Source organism: Burkholderia sp. Bp9090, from assembly GCF_003857985.1.
In the GTDB taxonomy this organism is placed as follows: domain Bacteria; phylum Pseudomonadota; class Gammaproteobacteria; order Burkholderiales; family Burkholderiaceae; genus Burkholderia.
This window is the reverse complement of sequence record NZ_QTPV01000022.1, coordinates 25,451-41,468: the sequence shown is the minus strand read 5'-3', so window position 1 is coordinate 41,468 and position 16,018 is coordinate 25,451. Positions and strand designations below refer to the sequence as shown.

At 62.7% G+C, this 16,018-nt stretch carries 17 protein-coding genes; 13 read left to right on the top strand and 4 right to left on the bottom strand.

Features of this window, described 5'->3' with window-relative positions:
- Positions 1–22: 22 nt before the first annotated feature.
- Genes fliM through fliR form a run of 6 tightly spaced genes read left to right on the top strand, consistent with a single transcriptional unit; the run spans position 23 to position 3,961 of the window.
- A complete protein-coding gene (gene fliM / locus DIE16_RS20370) occupies positions 23–1,021 on the top strand; it encodes a flagellar motor switch protein FliM (RefSeq protein ID WP_124486792.1) in 999 nt (332 codons plus the stop codon).
- Positions 1,014–1,505, top strand: a complete 492-nt coding sequence (gene fliN / locus DIE16_RS20365; RefSeq protein ID WP_124486791.1) for a flagellar motor switch protein FliN — start codon at positions 1,014–1,016, stop codon at positions 1,503–1,505. The genes fliM and fliN overlap by 8 nt, the downstream gene beginning before the upstream one ends.
- Positions 1,502–2,062 carry a flagellar biosynthetic protein FliO gene (gene fliO, locus DIE16_RS20360; RefSeq protein ID WP_124520431.1) on the top strand — a complete coding sequence of 187 codons (561 nt, stop codon included), beginning with the start codon at positions 1,502–1,504 and terminating at the stop codon, positions 2,060–2,062. The genes fliN and fliO overlap by 4 nt, the downstream gene beginning before the upstream one ends.
- 36 nt (positions 2,063–2,098) lie before the next feature.
- On the top strand, positions 2,099–2,860 hold the full coding sequence (fliP, locus tag DIE16_RS20355) for a flagellar type III secretion system pore protein FliP (protein ID WP_044845189.1): 762 nt from the start codon (positions 2,099–2,101) through the stop codon (positions 2,858–2,860).
- 16 nt (positions 2,861–2,876) lie between these two features.
- Positions 2,877–3,149 carry a flagellar biosynthesis protein FliQ gene (gene fliQ / locus DIE16_RS20350; RefSeq protein ID WP_006750427.1) on the top strand — a complete coding sequence of 91 codons (273 nt, stop codon included), beginning with the start codon at positions 2,877–2,879 and terminating at the stop codon, positions 3,147–3,149.
- A gap of 29 nt (positions 3,150–3,178) precedes the next feature.
- A complete protein-coding gene (gene fliR / locus DIE16_RS20345; protein ID WP_124667517.1) occupies positions 3,179–3,961 on the top strand; it encodes a flagellar biosynthetic protein FliR in 783 nt (260 codons plus the stop codon).
- A 516-nt stretch (positions 3,962–4,477) separates the two neighbouring features.
- Here the strand turns inward: fliR and DIE16_RS20340 are convergent.
- The 3 genes from DIE16_RS20340 to mchS3 are packed head-to-tail and all read right to left on the bottom strand — an operon-like array spanning position 4,478 to position 6,139.
- Positions 4,478–5,416: a cupin domain-containing protein gene (locus tag DIE16_RS20340; RefSeq protein WP_221625273.1), complete on the bottom strand. Its 939-nt coding sequence runs from the start codon at positions 5,414–5,416 to the stop codon at positions 4,478–4,480.
- Positions 5,417–5,461: 45 nt separating this feature from the next.
- On the bottom strand, positions 5,462–5,659 hold the full coding sequence (locus DIE16_RS20335; protein ID WP_124571508.1) for a hypothetical protein: 198 nt from the start codon (positions 5,657–5,659) through the stop codon (positions 5,462–5,464).
- 12 nt (positions 5,660–5,671) lie between these two features.
- Complete coding sequence (mchS3, locus tag DIE16_RS20330; RefSeq protein ID WP_124893311.1) at positions 5,672–6,139, bottom strand: MchS3 family protein; 468 nt, start codon at positions 6,137–6,139, stop codon at positions 5,672–5,674.
- 766 nt (positions 6,140–6,905) lie between these two features.
- Between mchS3 and DIE16_RS20325 the strand changes: the two genes are divergently transcribed.
- The 4 genes from DIE16_RS20325 to DIE16_RS20310 all read left to right on the top strand — a co-directional run bounded on the left by DIE16_RS20325 (position 6,906) and on the right by DIE16_RS20310 (position 12,129).
- Entirely contained in the window at positions 6,906–8,288 is a 1,383-nt protein-coding gene (locus DIE16_RS20325; RefSeq protein WP_124893310.1) for a TolC family outer membrane protein, read from the top strand.
- A complete protein-coding gene (locus tag DIE16_RS20320) occupies positions 8,285–9,544 on the top strand; it encodes an HlyD family secretion protein (RefSeq protein WP_124571511.1) in 1,260 nt (419 codons plus the stop codon). Before DIE16_RS20325 ends, DIE16_RS20320 begins: the two co-directional genes overlap by 4 nt.
- A gap of 40 nt (positions 9,545–9,584) precedes the next feature.
- Complete coding sequence (locus tag DIE16_RS20315) at positions 9,585–11,735, top strand: peptidase domain-containing ABC transporter (RefSeq protein ID WP_124893309.1); 2,151 nt, start codon at positions 9,585–9,587, stop codon at positions 11,733–11,735.
- Between the two features lie 73 nt (positions 11,736–11,808).
- On the top strand, positions 11,809–12,129 hold the full coding sequence (locus DIE16_RS20310) for a hypothetical protein (protein ID WP_124571513.1): 321 nt from the start codon (positions 11,809–11,811) through the stop codon (positions 12,127–12,129).
- 33 nt (positions 12,130–12,162) lie between these two features.
- Here DIE16_RS20310 and DIE16_RS20305 read toward each other — a convergent pair whose 3' ends face one another.
- Positions 12,163–12,888, bottom strand: coding sequence for a response regulator transcription factor (locus DIE16_RS20305; RefSeq protein WP_260428107.1), 726 nt, complete (start codon positions 12,886–12,888; stop codon positions 12,163–12,165).
- Positions 12,889–13,204: 316 nt separating this feature from the next.
- On the opposite strand from DIE16_RS20305, the gene DIE16_RS20300 reads away from it, so the two are divergent.
- The 3 genes from DIE16_RS20300 to DIE16_RS20290 all read left to right on the top strand — a co-directional run bounded on the left by DIE16_RS20300 (position 13,205) and on the right by DIE16_RS20290 (position 16,004).
- On the top strand, positions 13,205–14,209 hold the full coding sequence (locus tag DIE16_RS20300) for an ABC transporter substrate-binding protein (protein WP_124893308.1): 1,005 nt from the start codon (positions 13,205–13,207) through the stop codon (positions 14,207–14,209).
- Between the two features lie 115 nt (positions 14,210–14,324).
- Positions 14,325–15,122, top strand: a complete 798-nt coding sequence (locus DIE16_RS20295) for an ABC transporter ATP-binding protein (protein ID WP_044845187.1) — start codon at positions 14,325–14,327, stop codon at positions 15,120–15,122.
- 24 nt (positions 15,123–15,146) lie between these two features.
- Entirely contained in the window at positions 15,147–16,004 is an 858-nt protein-coding gene (locus DIE16_RS20290; RefSeq protein ID WP_124520428.1) for an ABC transporter permease, read from the top strand.
- Positions 16,005–16,018: the final 14 nt, after the last annotated feature.

Below are 16,018 nucleotides of genomic sequence, written 5' to 3'. Positions count from 1 at the left end.
CGCGGCCGGAAAAGGAGCGCGCATGGGCCACCAGGAGTTCATGTCCCAGGAGGAGGTCGATGCCCTCCTCAAGGGCGTCACGGGCGAAACCGACGCAATCGACGAGCAGCGCGATACGTCGGGCGTCCGCCCCTACAACATCGCGACGCAGGAGCGGATCGTCCGCGGCCGGATGCCCGGCCTCGAGATCATCAACGACCGCTTCGCGCGCCTCTTGCGGATCGGCATCTTCAACTTCATGCGGCGCACGGCGGAAATCTCCGTGAGCCAGGTGAAGGTGCAGAAGTACAGCGAGTTCACCCGCAACCTGCCGATCCCGACGAACCTGAACCTGGTGCACGTGAAGCCGCTGCGCGGCACGTCGCTGTTCGTGTTCGACCCGAACCTCGTGTTCTTCGTCGTCGACAACCTGTTCGGCGGCGACGGGCGTTTCCACACGCGCGTCGAGGGCCGCGACTTCACGGCCACCGAGCAGCGGATCATCGGCAAGCTGCTGAACCTTGTGTTCGAGCACTACACGACCGCGTGGAAGAGCGTGCGGCCGCTGCAGTTCGAATTCGTGCGCTCGGAGATGCACACGCAGTTCGCGAACGTCGCGACGCCGAACGAGATCGTGATCGTCACGCAGTTCTCGATCGAGTTCGGGCCGACCGGCGGCACGCTGCACATCTGCATGCCGTACTCGATGGTCGAGCCGATCCGCGACGTGCTCGCGTCGCCGATCCAGGGCGAGGCGCTCGAAGTCGACCGCCGCTGGGTGCGCGTGCTGTCGCAGCAGGTGCAGTCGGCCGAGGTCGAGCTGAGCGCGGATCTCGCCGAGATCCCGTCGACGTTCGAGAAGATCCTGAACCTGCGCGCGGGCGACGTGCTGCCGCTGGAGATCGCGGACACGATCACCGCGAAGGTCGACGGCGTGCCGGTGATGGAGTGCGGCTACGGCATTTTCAATGGTCAATATGCGTTGCGCGTACAGAAGATGATCAGCGCGGGCGACACGATGAAGGAAGGTGGATATGAGTGAGCTGAACCCGACGACCGAACTCGACCCGCAGGCACTCGCCGACGCGGCCCTCGCGGAATCGGCCGCGGCCGTGCAGGCAGCACCCGCCGCCGCGGAAGAGGATTCGGGCATTGACGACTGGGCTGCCGCGCTCGCCGAGCAGAACCAGCAGCCGGTGCAGGCGGGCGCGACCGGCGCCGGCGTGTTCCAGCCGCTGTCGAAGGCCGCGGCCAGCTCGACGCACAACGACATCGAGATGATTCTCGACATCCCGGTCAAGATGACCGTGGAGCTCGGCCGCACCAAGATCGCGATCCGCAACCTGCTGCAGCTCGCGCAGGGGTCGGTCGTCGAGCTCGACGGCCTCGCCGGCGAGCCGATGGACGTGCTCGTGAACGGCTGCCTGATCGCGCAGGGCGAGGTCGTGGTGGTCAACGACAAGTTCGGCATCCGGCTGACCGACATCATCACGCCGGCCGAACGGATCCGGAAGCTGAATCGATGAAAGTCGTGACGTCTGGCCGCCGCGCGCGCCTGTTCGCGATCGCGGCGGCGGCTGCCGTTGCCGCGTCGCTTGCGTGCGCGCCGGCCGGCGCCGCCGACATGAACGCGGTGAACAACGCCGGCGCCATCGCATCGAGCGTGACGGTCGGCTCGGCCGTGCCGTCGCTCGGCGTCGGCGCGGTGCTGCAGACGCTCGTCGGGCTCGCGGTCGTGATCGGCCTCGTGTTCGGCTGCGCGTGGCTCGCGCGCCGCTTCGGGTTCCAGCCCGCGCGGCGCGGTGGCCCGCTGAAGGTCGTGTCGAGCGTCGCGCTCGGCGCGAAGGAAAGCGCGACGATCGTCGAGATCGGCGACACCTGGCTCGTGCTCGGCGTCGCGCCGGGCAACGTGCGGCTGCTGCATACGCTGCCGGCCGGCTCGGCGGCGGCCACCGCGACGGCCGAGGCACCCGCCGGCGGCACCGCAACCGGCGGCGGCCAGCCCGGCACGTTCGGCGCGCGGTTTCGCGACGCGCTCGCGGGCGAAGCCGCGAAGCGCTTCGGACGCGGCAAGGACCGCTGACATGGCGTCGCGCCCTCTTTCCGTACTCGCATTCCGATGAAACACGAATTCCTGCGTCGCGCGGCGCGCTTCGCGCCCGTGCTGATCCTCTGCGTCGCCCCGGCGCTCGCATGCGCGCAGGCGGCCGGCCTGCCCGCGTTCAACACGAGCCCGGGCCCGAACGGCGGCACCACCTATTCGCTGAGCGTGCAGACGATGCTGCTGCTCACGATGCTGTCGTTCCTGCCGGCGATGCTGCTGATGATGACGAGCTTCACGCGCATCATCATCGTGCTGTCGCTGCTGCGCCAGGCGCTCGGCACCGCGACGACGCCGCCGAACCAGGTGCTGGTCGGCCTCGCGATGTTCCTCACCTTCTTCGTGATGTCACCGGTGCTCGACCGTGCGTACGCCGACGGCTACAAGCCGTTTTCCGACGGCTCGATGCCGATGGAGCAGGCCGTGCAGCGCGGCGTCGCGCCGTTCAAGACCTTCATGCTGAAGCAGACCCGCGAGACCGATCTCGCGCTGTTCGCGAAGATCTCGAAGGCCGCGCCGATGCAGGGCCCGGAAGACGTGCCGCTGTCGCTGCTGGTGCCCGCGTTCGTCACGAGCGAGCTGAAGACCGGCTTCCAGATCGGCTTCACGATCTTCATCCCGTTCCTGATCATCGACATGGTCGTCGCGAGCGTGCTGATGTCGATGGGGATGATGATGGTGTCGCCGTCCACCGTGTCGCTGCCGTTCAAGCTGATGCTGTTCGTGCTGGTCGACGGCTGGCAGCTCCTGATCGGCTCGCTCGCGCAGAGCTTCACGTAAGCGGAGGACGCGCACGATGACACCCGAACAGGTGATGACGCTGGCGCACCAGGCGATGATGGTCGGCCTGCTGCTGGCCGCCCCGCTGCTGCTGGTCGCGCTCGCGGTCGGCCTCGTCGTGAGCCTGTTCCAGGCCGCGACGCAGATCAACGAATCGACGCTGTCGTTCATCCCGAAGCTGCTCGCGGTGGCCGCGACGCTCGTGATCGCCGGCCCGTGGATGCTGACGACGATGCTCGACTACCTGCGGCAGACGCTGCTGCACGTCGCGACGCTCGGCGCCGGCTGAGCGGCGCGTCCGGCTTTCGATCCCCGCCGATGTTCTCGGTTACCTACGCGCAGCTCAACGGCTGGCTGACGGCCTTCCTGTGGCCGTTCGTGAGGATGCTCGCGCTCGTCGCGACGGCACCCGTGGTCGGCCATGCGGCCGTGCCGGTGCGCGTGAAGATCGGCATCGCCGCGTTCCTGGCGCTGGTCGTCGCGCCGACGCTCGGCGCGATGCCGGGCGTCACGGTGTTCTCCGCGCAGGGCATCTGGATCGTCGTCACGCAGTTCCTGATCGGCGTTGCGATGGGCTTCACGATGCAGATCGTGTTCGCGGCCGTCGAGGCGGCCGGCGACTTCATCGGCCTGTCGATGGGGCTCGGTTTCGCGACCTTCTTCGACCCGCATTCGAACGGCGCGACGCCGGCGATGGGCCGCTTCCTGAATGCGATCGCGATGCTCGCGTTTCTCGCGGTGGACGGCCACCTGCAGGTGTTCGCGGCGCTGGCCGCGTCGTTCCAGACGCTGCCGGTGTCGGCCGACCTGCTGCACGCGCCCGGCTGGCGCACGCTCGCCGCGTTCGGCGCGACCGTGTTCGAGATGGGGCTGCTGCTCGCGCTGCCGGTCGTCGCGGCGCTGCTGATCGCGAACCTCGCGCTCGGGATCCTGAACCGCGCGGCGCCGCAGATCGGCATCTTCCAGATCGGCTTTCCGGTCACGATGCTGGTCGGGCTGTTGCTCGTGCAACTGATGATCCCGAACCTCGTGCCGTTCGTGTCGCATCTGTTCGACATGGGGCTGGATGCGATGGGGCGGGTTTTGGGAGGATGGCGGTGATGTGCGGATCATTCATTCAGGTCGGGTCGCCGCCTTGGCCAATTCGTCAGGATTTAGGCTGGATTCAAGGTTTCTTCATCCATGTATGCGAAGACCCAACCAAGTCAGAAACGCCGAAGCGAGTACAGAACTATGTGAATCATGCCGTTATCGGAACAATCTGTCATTGCAATTCGCCACCTCACATTTGACGCTTTCGCGATGCATCATGGCCACGGTTCACGCGACCGACCGTCAGACAGTGGCGCTTACAGGCAGATGATCTCGGCGCGATTTTTCCGGCCAGTAATGCTTGTGGTGCGTCGACGGAATAGACGTCAGCTGCTTCCGCTGCCTGTCCTGAAGGTCATCTTGTGTTGAGAGGCCGGTAGACTAAGCAGCGTTGCGAGAATCGTGTCTGCAGCCTTTACTTGGTGGAATCATCTACATCGATGGTTCCTTTCGCGGATAAAACACTGCAACCGTAGATCTTGCAGTTCAGGTTTTGATGATTTTCGGGTCGAAATCGACATTAGATTATTTTTTATTGGAGAATTTCTTTACATATTCTGTTATTCCTATGTCGCTTGCCGAGACAGTCTCCGAATTCACGTCTTCGATATATTCAAGGAAATTTTGGGGGCTCCTGATTTCCTGATTTATATCCTCAATCATCTGTTCAATGTTGAGATCTTTTATGTCATGGAAGGGTAGCGAGGTTCGCAAAAAATCCCTGTTCTTTAGTTTTCTTTTGGTTATCCAGTCGATGTAATCCAAGTATTTATTCGTATGGATGCCGGCAGCAATATGGAACGTTGGTTCATCAAGGGCGGTTGCTGAGTGCCACCATCCACGAGGAATGTATACGATATCCCCTTCTTCCAGGATGAAGTCCAGTTCTGGGCGAATCGGGCGAAGGTGTTTTTGATCCTTGCTCGTTTGTCCTTCAATTGGTAGCTTGAATGTCGGGTTGTAGATTTTCCATTTTTTTCTTCCTATTAATTGCACAGCAAAAACATCGTGAGTATCCCAATGGTCGCCAAAAGATCCCCTTCTCCCGAATGAGAGATAGCCATTTGCCACGACTGTCATCGCCAAAAAATCAGAAATATGTTGGCATAGTTTTCTGATTTTAAGTGATGGCGATTCAATTCTATTGAAAACCAGTGTGGATCCATTGTCTAGCTGGCGATGAATCTCGGTAGAGTTAAGCTGACTTTTTAGAACGCCAACTTCAAGGCACTTCCATTCGTAATTCTCGGGTTCGAGAAAACTGCTTCCGGAGTGCATCTTGATTTTTAGTGGGCTAGATTGACTAGCATATATTGACTCATCGACATCAAGCCAATCAAATTTTTTCCCTGAAGCTGCGCCTCGAAATAGTGCCGGCTTTTTTTCAAAGAAATTCTGGAAAAACTCTTCTTTGCTGATAGGGAAATGGATCATGACGCAAGGAATTTTAGATTGATGAGACACCGGACCCGTTATCTTGATCCGGTGTATTGATGTGTTGGGGATTGATTAGCCGTCGCCATCTTCACCAAAATTGGGGTACATGGTTGACGATGAGGAGCCCGGGGCCCAGCAGGTTCCATTCGCGTCAACCCACCCGTTCTTCTGCGTGCCTCTCAAGTCAATCACGTTGCTCGACTCTTCTTCTCCGGACAAATCAAGTCCCCCAGAAATTTCTGCGGCCTCGGATTTGGAAATGATTTTCATAAGTCATATTCCTCAGTTGCATCCAAATTTATTAATTCGATAAAGAACATCAGAAATACTTTCTCTCGATAAGATATCTCCTTTCATGATTGATACTTTGAGTGAGGATGAGAATGTATTTTTGTATTTTATAAATGATCGATGGTCGATTTCTCTCAAGCCGCACATGGCATACATTTTTGATTCAAGGGTTGCATCTTTGGACTCCAATATCTTGACGAAATATGATTTTGCCCCCGCGGTTTGTTTTATTTTTCTGTACATCTTTTCTTGCGGGCTGATGTGCCCGACAAACCCCACCAATCCCAGAGAAAAGACGTTAATATCTCTAAATTCCTCCTTTGGAATTTCCATTGAATTTACCGAAACTGGGATTGACATTTGGATGACCATCAAAATTCCGATGATTTTATTTTTTATCTTGCCCGTGAGGCGGAATTGCCAGCCGCTACGATGCAAATTATTTGCAATAAATTTCACGAAATTCGGCGAGATAAAAATTATTTCAAATAATGATCCGAATAATATTGATGCGTAATCTTTGAATGGGAAAGATCGGAAAGTTGTGACCCTATGCACGGTTTTTCTCCCTTTTTTGATTGCACATGCAGGTGAATGTGCTGAGTTGCGACTGACATGTCAACTTCAAAATCCATCCGATTCCGGAATGTGTTGCATTGCTTGCCCGTTGTCAATCGATCTGAATTACTCAATGCGACGCAATATCAAAATGCTAGGTGATCTGCTGCGCGGGGAAAATCGCGAATTGTCTCGAGCACGCAGCATGATCATTGGCTGTGCCGGCTGCATGAATGGTGATGCGATTGTCGATATGGTGAATATGATGCGTCACTAATTAATATGCGATGTTTGTCGACGGATGGAAAAGCGCGCATGAATCGTTGCAGACTGTCACGCATTGGATCCTACTGATTGCGTATCCGCTTTCGATTGCCGGCATGAGCGTATCGAGCATCGCGTGGTCGCTGCCGTGTACTTACCTTGTCGGCCCCGAAAATCACATGTGCACGGTCATTCGGCACACACCGAAATCCGCATCGGCGAGCAAGTCACGGCGTTCGGAGTCGCAATATCAACGTCGATTGCGAGTCGACGGTATCTGCAACGACCTGAAATTGGACAAACGACGATATCTTGTCGTCTTATCTGACTGAACAATCTTCTGCTTTACGGTGCTACTTCGCCGTGGCTCTTGCGACCGTTAGGCAGCGGCACATACAGACAGATGATTTCGACACGACTCTTCCTTCTGGTGGCCTTCCTCGGATGGCTCGATGTGACATGGCCGGCGCGCGCGGCCAACCTGCTTGACGCGGTGAACGCGGCGCAGCACTTCGATGCGAGTATCGGCGCGGCGCGCAACGCTCGGCTCTCCGGCCGCGAGAAACGCTGGCAAGGTCTCGCCGGCCTGCTGCCGCGCGTGGAGCTCAACGGTCACTACACGAAGCAAGATCAACCCACCGTGGCGTACGCGGCAGCGGTCCGCCGTCACAGTGCCTCAGCAATCGTTACCCAGCCGCTCTTCGATGTGTCTCGCTTCGCCGATTTCCAGCGTGGCGGCACACAGGCCGACCAGGCCGACATCGAGTACGAAAAGGCCTGGCAAACACTAATCAACGAGGTTGCCAACGCCTCTTTCGACGTTCTGTACGGGCGCGAGGTGTTGCAAGCCGCCGAAGCCGCGCAGCAGGCGTTCCACGCGCAGTTCGACCAGTCGCTGGCTGCGCTGCGGATCGGCGACGGCACACGGACTGACGTCGACGAGGCGCGTGCGAATCTCGACGAAGCTCGCGCGCGTACGGTTGGCGCGCAAACGGACCTGGCGGTCGCGAACGGTACACTGCAGCGGCTGACCGGCCTGAGTGACGCCGAGCTTGAGCCAATCGCGTGGTCATGCGCACAGCAGGCTGCATCGTCCGATCTCGTGGCCGCGATGGACGACGCAGCCCGCGACAACGTCGACGTGCTGATCGCCGGCAAGCAGCTGGACCAGTCGCAGGCCGACATCGTCGCCGCGGCGGGCGCACACCTGCCGGTCGTGAATCTGCAGGCGAGCTACGGCACGAACTGGAGCCGCGGCGCCAACGAGAACGGGCTCGACACGGTGTTCGGCACGACGTCGAAAACGCGTTCGTCGATGATCGGCGTGACGGTCACGATCCCGCTGTTCGCCGGCGGCGGCCCGCTATCGGCGAGCCGCGAAGCCTATCGGCGGCGCGACCAGGCGCGCGACGCGCTCGAGGATGCGCGCCGCAAGGCGCGCGAGCGCGCCCGTGCCGCCTATCTCGGCATCACCAACGGCCTCGCACTGATTCGCGCACGGGAACGTGCTCTCGCGTCGGCCGGCAGCAAAGTGAAGTCGACGCGTCTCGGGCGCGAAGTCGGGCTGCGCACGCAGATCGACGAGCTGAATGCGCAGCAACGCTATTTCGAAGCGATCCGCGATCTCGCCGACGCACGCTACCGTTACCTGCGCGCACGGCTGCAACTGTCCGCCGCGCTCGGCACGCTCGGCGACGATGACGTGGCCGGCATTGTCTGCCGCGGTGGCGACCGCGCGGCGGCCTCACGCACCCGCCCGGCGAATGCCGTGGAGCGCCGCTTATGACCGATTCCCTGTTCCGCCCGGAAGCGCTCGACGCGACCAAGCACAAGCTGATGGGCACCGTCAGCCTTTATTCTCCGCCGTACCGCTGGCTGACGATCGGAGTCTCGACCGCGCTGGCGCTCGCGGTCGTCGCGCTCTTCGTATTCGGCACTTATACGAAGCGCGAGCGTGTCGCCGGCCAGCTCTTACCGGAGAAAGGGCTGCTGACGGTGGCGCCGCCGCTGACGGGCACCGTGATCGGCATGCGCGTGCGTGAAGGGCAGCCGGTTGTGGCGGGCGCGGAACTGCTCGCGATCTCCGCCGAAGTGGCCACCGAGCTCGGCGGCACACGCGAGACGGTCGCGCGGCAACTCAAGTTTCAGCGTTCGCACCTGGAAACCGATCTCGCGAGCCAGTCGCAATTGAATGGCGAGGCCCGGCGCGGCCTGCGGGCACGCGAGGCGGCCTTGCAGGACCAGCTTGCACAGATCGTGTTGCAGTCCACACAGCGGACGCGGCAGGCCGAGCTTGCGCAACGGCAGCTCGACAAGCTGCAGTCGATGCGCGAACAGGGCTATGTATCGAACAGCCAGGTCGAGCAGCAGGAAGGCGTGCTGCTCGACGCGCAAGCGCGGTTGCGGGATCTTGCCCGCCAGCGGCTCGATGTCGGGCAGCAGCTCGAGCAAGCCCGCCAGCAACTGCGCGAACTGCCGCTCAACGACCGGAACCGTCGAAACGAGATCGAACGCAAGCTCGCGGACATCGACCAGTCGCTCGCCGAAAACGAGGCGCGTCGCGCAGTGATCCTGCGTGCGCCGCAGGCGGGCGTCGTGGCGGCGCTGCTCGCGAAGCCCGGGCAGCTCGTCAGCGCGGGCCAGTCGGCAGTCTCGCTGTTGCCGCAAGGCGAGCGGCTCGAAGCACAGCTGATGGTGCCGAGCCGCGCGATCGGCTTCGTGCGGCCCGGCGCGCGCGTCGTGCTGCGCTACGAGGCTTATCCGTTCCAGAAATTCGGCCAGCAGTTCGGGCGCGTGACCGAGGTGTCGCGTACCGCGCTGTCGCCACAGGAAGTCGCGAACCTGACCGGGCGCACCAACGTGCCGGAGCAGCTCTACCGGGTCGTCGTCGCACTCGATCGCCAGGACATCGTCGCGTATGGCAGGCACGAGGCGCTGCGCCCCGGCACGGCGCTCGAGGCCGACGTACTGATCGACCGGCGCAGGCTGATCGAATGGGTGCTCGAACCGCTGTACGCGCTCGGTCGCCGCGCGTCGACATGATGCGCGCGACGAACGCATTCGTTACGGAGCCATGTGAATCATGAAATGGATCGATGCGTTGCAATTCGGCTGGCGCCGCCGCCTGCCGGTGATCCTGCAGACGCAGGCGGCCGAGTGCGGGCTCGCGTGCGTCGGCATGATCGCCAGCTATCACGGCCACGATCTCGACCTCGTCAGCCTGCGCCGGCGCTTCAGCCCGTCGTTGAAGGGGGCGACGCTGAACGACGTGATGCTGATCGCGTACCGGCTCGGCCTCGCATCGCGTGCGCTGCGACTCGACCTCGACGAACTCGGCAAATTGCGTCGTCCGTGCATCCTGCATTGGGACATGAATCATTTCGTCGTACTGAAATCAGTGTCGCGCGGCAAGATCACGATTCACGATCCGGCGCGCGGGTGTCGCGACGTGCCGCTTGCCGAAGTGTCCCGGCATTTCACGGGCGTCGCGCTTGAGCTGATGCCGTCGCCGTCGTTCGAGCGCGCGCAGGCGCGCGAGGCGATCTCGATGGCGAAGCTGGTCGGCGGCGTGACGGGCGTCCGGGCGGCGTTCGCGCAGGTACTGCTGCTGTCGGCGGCGCTCGAAGTGTTCGGCATCGTCACGCCGCTCTACATGCAATGGGTGATGGACCAGGTGCTGGTGTCGGCCGATGCCGACCTGCTGACGTTGCTCGGCATCGGCTTCCTGCTCGTCGTGCTGTTCCAGAACGCAGTGTCGGCACTGCGTTCGTGGGTGGTGACCTGGTTTTCGAGCCTGCTGGGCGTGCAGTGGACGGCGAACGTATGCGCCCGCCTGCTCAGGCTGCCGATGGCGTACTTCGAGCAGCGGCACATCGGCGACGTGGTGTCGCGATTCGGCGCGATCAATACGATCCAGAGCACGCTGACCACGCAGTTCGTCGGCGCGCTGCTCGACGGCGCGATGGCGATCGCGACGCTCGCGATGCTGTTCGTCTACAGCCCCCCGCTTACGTGGCTTGTGCTCGGTCTGTTCGCCGCGTATGGCGCGATTCGCTGGGTCGCGTACCGGCCGTTCCGGCAGGCGAACGAGGAACAGATCGTGTATGCGGCGCGCGCGCAGTCGAACCTGCTCGAATCGATTCGCGGCGTGCAGGCGATCAAGCTGGCGAACCAGCAGGAAGCGCGCGTCGCGACCTATGCGAACGCCGTCGTCGAGACGACCAACAAGCACGTCGCGATCCAGCGGCTGTCGATCGTCTTTTCGACATTGCAGGGCGCGATCTCCGGTGCCGGCAGGGTCGTGCTCGTCTGGCTCGCGGCGAAACAGGTGCTCGACGGGCAGTTTTCAGCCGGGATGCTGGTCGCATTCGTCAGCTTCGCCGATCAGTTCATGGCGCGCGGTGCCGGCCTGATCGGCACGGCGATCGATTTCCGCATGCTGCGCCTGCATGGCGAGCGTCTTGCCGACATCGTATTGACCGACGTCGAATCCGATGTGGACGCGAAGGTCGCGCGCGCACCGATGTCCGCCGACAGTACGGCCGCGCCTGCGATCGACGTGCGCGGCGTGAGCTTCCGCTACGCGGAGACCGAGCCCTGGATATTCGAAGACTGTTCGTTCTCGATCGCGCCCGGCGAATCGATCGCGCTGGTCGGCCCGTCGGGCCAGGGCAAGACGACGATGGCGAAAGTGCTGCTCGGGCTGCTGTCGCCGGAGCATGGCGGCGTGTATGTCGACGGCGTCGATATCCGCAAGCTCGGGCTGCATCAATATCGAGGGCTGATCGGCTGCGTGATGCAGGACGACATCCTGTTCGCCGGATCGATCGCCGACAACATCTGCTTTTTCGATCCGCAACCCGACCAGGCGCGTGTCGACGCCGCCGCGCGGCGCGCGCAGATCCACGACGACATCGTTGCGATGCCGATGGGCTACCAGAGCCTCGTCGGCGACATGGGCTCGTCGTTGTCGGGCGGGCAGCGCCAGCGGGTTCTGCTCGCGCGGGCGTTCTACCGCCAACCGTCGATTCTTGTGCTCGACGAGGCGACGAGCCATCTCGACGTGCAGCGCGAGCATCTGATCAACGATGCCGTGCGCGCGATGAACGTCACGCGAATCATCATCGCTCACCGCCCGGAGACGATCCGCAGCGCGGACAGGGTCATCGCACTCGCACAGGGGCGCGTGCGGGAACTCGACGGCGGTGCGATTTCTACGCCTGCGGCGGCCTGACGGCGCAGCGGGAAGGCCGATGCCGATCCGGCCTGTCACGATCGGCGATACGCAACCTCAAGGAGAAGTGAAAATGCGTGAATTGACCATGATGGAACTCGACGAAGTCAGCGGTGGCAGTTTCGTCAGCCGGTGCGGCGCGTCGGTGCTGGGCGCCGTCGGCGGCTCGATCTCGGGTGCCTGGAAAGGCGCGGCGACGGGCGGCAGCTCGGGCGGCATCCTCGGCGCCGGCATCGCCGCCGCCGGTGTGGGCGTGCTGGTCGGCGGTGCCCTGGGGATCATCGGCGGTGCGCTTTATGGTCTCGTGAACGACATGGCGCAAACGACCAGGGTCTTCAACGACATCATGGACAAGCTGTTCGACTTCAATGAGCCGGCGCCGAAGGCCTGGTAAAGGCGGCGACCACCCGGCAACGTATCTCACGTGTCAGACCAGCCCACTTTCGTACGCGTAGCGGATCAGGTCGATATTCGTATCGGCCTGCAGCTTTTGCATTGCCGTCTGCTTTTGCGTCGACACGGTACTGACCGAGCGGCCGAGCCGTATTGCAATGCTTGCAAGCGGATGACCCAATGCGAACAGGCGCACGACGTCAAGCTCCCTCTGGGTCAGCGGCGGGGGGGCGTCGCGGCCACTCGCGCCGGCACGTTCGACGATCGCGCGGATCGTCGGCGAAAAGTACCGCGTGCGGCCGGCGCGCACGTGTCGGCATGCGCGGACGATCTCGTCGATCTGGTCGTCCTTGCTGACGATGGCCTTCACGCCCAGTCGCAGCGCGGCGGCGGCGACGCTCGGATTCTTTTGCGCGGTCAGCATGATGCATTGAGTGCTCGGTGCGACGTCGCGCAGCTTGCGCAGCAGCCTCAGGCCGTCGATCGGTTTGTCACCCCGATTCATCGAATAGTCGACGACGACGAGATCGACCGGGGAGCGCGTCAATGCGTCGATCAGCCCCGCCCCGCTATTGCAGCAATGCGAGATGAGGAAATCCGGTTCCCATTGCGGCAGGCGCTTCAGCATTTCGATCACGACTGGATGGTCGTCGGCAATGGCGATGGTGGTTAGACTCATTGAATCGTCGAAATGAAATATCAAGTCAGAAGGTGCCCCGAATAGATTGAATTGCGAAAAATCGGAGTCGGCACGTTGCACAACGCGATGCGTCCCCGGCGACCAACGATTTTGTCGTGATGTCATGCTTCCGTAGAGGAGCTCGGCGCAATGGATGATTCTCTTTGTGCTTGCCAAAGCGTAATGGAGAGAAATCAGCGTTGATAGGCCTGTTGCCATTCCAACCCGCGGCACGATCCGGCTGGGGGGCGCTCTTCGAGCATGCGCGCCGGATTCGTGGAAAACCCCTAACGATTCCGCCCCCCCGCGAAAGGTGGCAGAAGGTTTCGCCTCCCTATACTCGTCGCAACGATGCAGCAAGCATCGCGCCATGCGAATAACGACCGGAGACGACCCGATGCGACCCACCCTGCGTACCCTCGCCGTTGCAGCCAGCCTGACCTGCGCGTTCGCCGCTCACCCCGCCTTCGCCGACGACGGCGGCAAGATCACGATCATGGTCGGCGGGATCGCGAAGCTGATCTACCTGCCCGCGCGGCTCACGCAGGAACTCGGCTACTTCAAGGCCGAAGGGCTCGACGTCGAGCTGCTGTCGCAGCCGGCCGGCGTCGACGCCGAGAACGAGCTGCTCGCGGGCGCCGTGCAGGGCGTCGTCGGCTTCTACGACCACACGGTCGACCTGCAGAGCAAGGGCAAGGACGTGAAGGCGATCGCCGTGTTGTGCCAGGTGCCGGGCGAAGTCGAGATGGTGTCGACCAAGGCCGCGCCGACGTTCAAGTCGATGGCCGACGCGAAAGGCAAGACGCTCGGCGTGACGGGCCTCGGATCGTCGACGAGCTTCCTCACGCAATTCCTCGCGCTGCAGCATGGCGTGCAGTCGACGCAGTACACGATGCTGCCGGTCGGTGCAGACGCGAGCTTCATCGCCGCGATCAAGCAGGGCCGGATCGAGGCCGGGATGACGACCGAGCCGACGGTGTCCGCGCTCGAGAAGATGGGCGACGCGAAGGTGCTGGTCGACCTGCGCACGCTGGAAGGCACGCGCGCCGCGCTCGGCGGCACCTATCCGGCCGCGAGCCTGTACGTGCAGTCGGCGTGGGCCGATTCGCACAAGGCCGAAGCCACCAAGCTCGCGCACGCGTTCGCGAAGACGATGCAGTTCATCCACACGCACAGCGCCGAGGAAATCGCCGCGAAGATGCCGGCCGACTACCAGAAGGACAAGGCGCTGTACGTGTCCGCGCTGAAGGCATCGCTGCCGATGTACACCGCCGACGCGAAGATGCCGGCCGACGGCCCGGCGACCGTGCTGAAGGTGCTGTCGGCGTTCAACCCGTCGGTGAAGGGCAAGCACATCGACCTGGCGCGCACCTACACCAACGATTTCGTGAACGCGAAGTAATCGATCTCGGCGCCGGCGGCGGCGATCCCGCCGCCGCGCGTTCCCCGTTCCGGCCCGGCTGACCGGCCCGGCGCCGCCACGATGCGGCGCCCTCATCACCCGCAGGACGAATGCGATGACCCAGGCAGTTTCTCCGAGCACACCGGCGATCGAGTTTCGCAATGTGTCGTGCCGCTTCATTTCGCCGGAAGGCAAGGCCACCGTCGCGCTGCGCGACTTCAGCATGAGCGTCGCGCGCGGCGAGTTCATCGCGATCGTCGGGCCGACCGGCTGCGGCAAGTCGACCACGCTGAACCTGATCACCGGGCTGTTGAAGCCGGCTTCCGGCGAGGTGCGCGTGATGGGCCGCCCGGTCGACGGGATCGACCCGCGCATCGGCTTCGTGTTCCAGGCCGACGCGGTGTTTCCGTGGCGCAACGTGATCGACAACGTCGCAGCGGGCCCGTTGTTTCGCGGCCGCTCGAAGGACGTCGCGTATGCGCAGGCCGAGGAATGGATCCGCAAGGTCGGCCTCGACAAGTTCACGAAGCACTACCCGCACCAGCTGTCCGGCGGGATGCGCAAGCGCGTCGCGCTCGCGCAGACCTTCATCAACCAGCCCGAAATCCTGCTGATGGACGAGCCGTTCTCCGCGCTCGACATGCAGACGCGCACGCTGATGCAGGACGAGCTGCTGCAGCTGTGGTCCGCGAACAAGGGCTCGGTCGTGTTCGTCACGCACGATCTCGAGGAGGCGATCGCGCTCGCCGACCGCGTGTTCGTGCTGACCGCGCGCCCCGCGACGCTCAAGCGCGTGTACGAGATCGACCTGCCGCGCCCGCGCGTCACGTCGGAGATTCGCTACGACACGCGCTTCATCGAAATTTCCAAGGACATCTGGCACGACCTGCGCGAAGAAGTGCAGATCGGCTGACAGCAGCAAGGACAGGACAGGAGCATGACCGACATGACGCTTCCCCCCACCGCCATTCCGGCAACGTCGCTCGAGGACGAGTCGCGTGCCGCTCAAACCCGGCTGCGCCGCCGCCGGCAACTGATCATCGGCCTGCGGATCGCCGTGCTCGTCGTCGTGCTGGGCGGCTGGGAACTCGCCGCGCGCCTGAAGTGGATCGATCCGTTCTTCTTCTCGCAGCCGACGCTGATCTTCGCGCAGCTCCAGGACTGGTTCGCGAACGGCACGTCGCAAGGGCCGCTGCTTACGCAGGTCTGGGTGACGCTCGAGGAAACCACGATCGGCTTCCTGATCGGCTCGGTCGCCGGCGTGCTCTGCGGGATCGTGCTCGGCCGCAACAAGCTGATGTCCGACGTGTTCGGCCTCTATATCCAGATCGCGAACTCGATCCCGCGCGTCGTGCTCGGCTCGATTTTCGTGATCGCGCTCGGCCTCGGCATGGCGTCGAAGATCGCGCTGGCCGTCGTGATGGTGTTCTTCGTCGTGTTCGGCAACGCGTTCCAGGGCGTGCGCGAAGCCGACCGCTACCTGATCGCGAACGCGCAGATCCTCGGCGCGTCGCGCCGGCAGATCACCACGTCGGTCGTGATTCCGTCCGCGCTCAGCTGGATTCTCGCGAGCCTGCACGTGAGCTTCGGCTTCGCGCTGGTCGGTGCGGTCGTCGGCGAATTCCTGGGTTCCAAGCAGGGCATCGGCCTGCTAATCTCCACCGCCCAGGGCGCGTTCAACGCGAGCGGCGTGTTCGCGGCGATGATCGTGCTGGCCGTGGTCGCGCTGGCCGCCGACTACCTGCTGACCTGGCTCGAGAAGCGCTTGCTCAAGTGGCGCCCCGCCGCGTTTTGAGCAACGCACGCATC

Bases quoted from the DNA above. Each gene is read 5' to 3' on its own strand.
- DIE16_RS20325 (WP_124893310.1), top strand. From the start codon at position 6,906: ATGATTTCGACACGACTCTTCCTTCTGGTGGCCTTCCTCGGATGGCTC.
- fliQ (WP_006750427.1), top strand. From the start codon at position 2,877: ATGACACCCGAACAGGTGATGACGCTGGCGCACCAGGCGATGATGGTC.
- DIE16_RS20335 (WP_124571508.1), bottom strand. From the start codon at position 5,659: ATGAAAATCATTTCCAAATCCGAGGCCGCAGAAATTTCTGGGGGACTT.
- DIE16_RS20300 (WP_124893308.1), top strand. From the start codon at position 13,205: ATGCGACCCACCCTGCGTACCCTCGCCGTTGCAGCCAGCCTGACCTGC.
- DIE16_RS20290 (WP_124520428.1), top strand. From the start codon at position 15,147: ATGACCGACATGACGCTTCCCCCCACCGCCATTCCGGCAACGTCGCTC.
- DIE16_RS20310 (WP_124571513.1), top strand. From the start codon at position 11,809: ATGCGTGAATTGACCATGATGGAACTCGACGAAGTCAGCGGTGGCAGT.
- DIE16_RS20320 (WP_124571511.1), top strand. From the start codon at position 8,285: ATGACCGATTCCCTGTTCCGCCCGGAAGCGCTCGACGCGACCAAGCAC.
- DIE16_RS20315 (WP_124893309.1), top strand. From the start codon at position 9,585: ATGAAATGGATCGATGCGTTGCAATTCGGCTGGCGCCGCCGCCTGCCG.
- DIE16_RS20295 (WP_044845187.1), top strand. From the start codon at position 14,325: ATGACCCAGGCAGTTTCTCCGAGCACACCGGCGATCGAGTTTCGCAAT.
- fliR (WP_124667517.1), top strand. From the start codon at position 3,179: ATGTTCTCGGTTACCTACGCGCAGCTCAACGGCTGGCTGACGGCCTTC.
- fliP (WP_044845189.1), top strand. From the start codon at position 2,099: ATGAAACACGAATTCCTGCGTCGCGCGGCGCGCTTCGCGCCCGTGCTG.
- fliM (WP_124486792.1), top strand. From the start codon at position 23: ATGGGCCACCAGGAGTTCATGTCCCAGGAGGAGGTCGATGCCCTCCTC.
- fliO (WP_124520431.1), top strand. From the start codon at position 1,502: ATGAAAGTCGTGACGTCTGGCCGCCGCGCGCGCCTGTTCGCGATCGCG.
- fliN (WP_124486791.1), top strand. From the start codon at position 1,014: ATGAGTGAGCTGAACCCGACGACCGAACTCGACCCGCAGGCACTCGCC.